Origin of the sequence: Sedimenticola sp. (assembly GCF_050289425.1) — a bacterium.
Lineage (GTDB): Bacteria > Pseudomonadota > Gammaproteobacteria > Chromatiales > Chromatiaceae > Sedimenticola.
On record NZ_JBNKFS010000085.1, the window covers coordinates 1 to 542 of the forward strand.

At 57.4% G+C, this 542-nt stretch carries 1 protein-coding gene; it reads left to right on the top strand.

Annotated elements, in window-relative coordinates; all coding sequences use genetic code 11:
• Positions 1 to 354: 354 nt before the first annotated feature.
• The coding region (locus tag ACQY5R_RS18325) for a hypothetical protein (protein WP_428610726.1) at positions 355 to 542 on the top strand (188 nt) is incomplete at its 3' end.

The following is a 542-nucleotide window of genomic DNA, read 5'->3' on the forward strand; positions in this document are numbered from 1 at the left end:
GAGTTCAGGCCACGAAGGGCGTTGATCACCAGGGACGGCTCGGGGACAGGGTGACCAACGTCGTGAAGAAGATCGGCGAGCTGCTTGAGCCGGCCGAAGTAGTCGGTGATGGAGAGATCGGCCTGGAACAGGCCATGGAACTCCTGCAGGGCATACACGGCGCGCTGGACCGCGTTGTCGAGGAAGAGACCCTAGAGAGATGTCTAGATCGCGTCTGTCATCAGCTTGCGGAGGAACACCATCTTCATGATCTACAGGGGACAGAGAGTTGTAGAGCCAAGACACAATGCCTTGATTGACTTGAAGCCACTCATTGTCATGCCACATGGCCTGGGCGTCGATGGAGCCGTTGACATGGTCGACAACGCCAAACTTGCGGAACGTGGCGTTGAAGAAGGCGCTCCACATGCTGAAGTTGTTCTCAGCGAAGTCGAGGGTGATCGGAACATGAGAATGGATGTTCACATGCTGGATGGCGGCAGCGGCGATTGGGTTGGGATCGGAGGTGGGTTCAGTGAAGGGGTTGGACTGGACGGAGCCGA